2 protein-coding genes are annotated in these 1,437 nt (G+C 35.6%); both read right to left on the bottom strand.

What is annotated here, in order from left to right; all coding sequences use genetic code 11:
- Positions 1-18: 18 nt before the first annotated feature.
- Entirely contained in the window at positions 19-732 is a 714-nt protein-coding gene (locus IQ263_RS29080) for a transposase (RefSeq protein ID WP_228050440.1), read from the bottom strand.
- Positions 698-1,300, bottom strand: coding sequence for a hypothetical protein (locus tag IQ263_RS29085; protein WP_228050441.1), 603 nt, complete (start codon positions 1,298-1,300; stop codon positions 698-700). Before IQ263_RS29085 ends, IQ263_RS29080 begins: the two co-directional genes overlap by 35 nt.
- Positions 1,301-1,437: the final 137 nt, after the last annotated feature.

Genomic DNA, 1,437 nt, shown 5'->3' on the forward strand with positions numbered 1-1,437 from the left:
CAATACTTCGGACAGTTTTTAAGTAGCAAGAGTACCATAGGATAGGACTGACGAGAGGTTAGGGTGATTTAAAATCAAGTTAGGGTCTAAATCTAACTTGTTAATAAAGGTGTAAAGTAGATGCCTATTAAATTCTAAGCGTTTGTAAGAACAGATTGAAAACACAAAGGGAGCCGGAGATGAATGACGATTATAAGCTTCATATTTTGCCAAATTTAAAGCAATGAGACTGGAGTTAAAATGAAAATCAAGCCGTTGACTACCACGACATTGGCAGTCGGATAAACCTGTAAATTGTTTGCCATCACGAAAAATGAACTCAATCTGGAAACGGGCCTGATAATACTCAAGTATTTGCTCGGCTGGCAGAGCAATATCGGTGCTCAACAATAAAATATTTTTGATATTACCGTTAGGTTGAAGCTCTGAAATCACAGCTAAACGTATTTCACATTTTAAACAATAACTCCATACTACTAATGAATAAAGATTAACTTCCGGTCGAAGTTTTTTGACAAAAGTTAAATTCTTTAAATTATTGCAGTCAACCTTTCCATCATATTTGCGAGGGGCGCCTCGTGGATTTTTTTCACCTGTATAGAGGTAATTTAAGTTGGCATCAATCCTTAATTTGCTAATCAAATTTAAATCTGCATCCCGTACAGCATTCCAGAATTTTAAGCGACAATAATAACCATCAGCTACCAAGTAACGGACAGAATCTGGCAACAAAGAACGAGTTTTTTTTTAAATGTTGAGCATAGTCATCAACTCTTGTTATTTCAGGCGTTAAGCTTAATAAATTCTTTTTTTTGCCAAGTTTTTTTGAATTATTTTTGACTTGAGCAGTTAGGGGATTTTTCGGTAGTTCTGTGGTCGGACGCAAGGGCGTTTGTTGTACACTTAGGCTATAAGATAAATGAGTTTCAACTTCGACCACAGAAATTACAGAAATTTCTAATCCCTCTTCAGGTCTGCCAGCTACACCATTATAAAAACTAGCTTTGCCTTCAGTCTTTTTGCCACTTTTGGGGATAAAAGAACAATCGATAACGGCAATAAGTGTTCGCTGATGATCTAAGGATTTATTGAGAAATAATTTATTAAATGCGGGAAAATCAAAGCTTTTGAAAAAGTGGCGACGATTGGTTTTTTCACTCAAACAGCTATAACGACTCAGATTGGTAAAATTAACCTTGCCATAAACAAGCAATATGGTGGAAAATAAAATCACCATAAACTTCTTTTGAGCTTGACTAATACCTGGCATTTGTTGTAAAATAGATTCAAGAATATTCATGAGGCAGTTTTTTAAGTTCGTGTGTTTTTTGAGCTTAACCTAAAAATTGCCTTTTTTTTGATTTTTGATTCAGATTCCAATAACTTTTGTAGCTCGGCGAGCCTCGCGTCCCTCTTCCAAAACTGTCCGAAGTATTG

The organism is Tychonema sp. LEGE 06208 (genome assembly GCF_015207505.1).
Lineage (GTDB): Bacteria > Cyanobacteriota > Cyanobacteriia > Cyanobacteriales > Microcoleaceae > Microcoleus.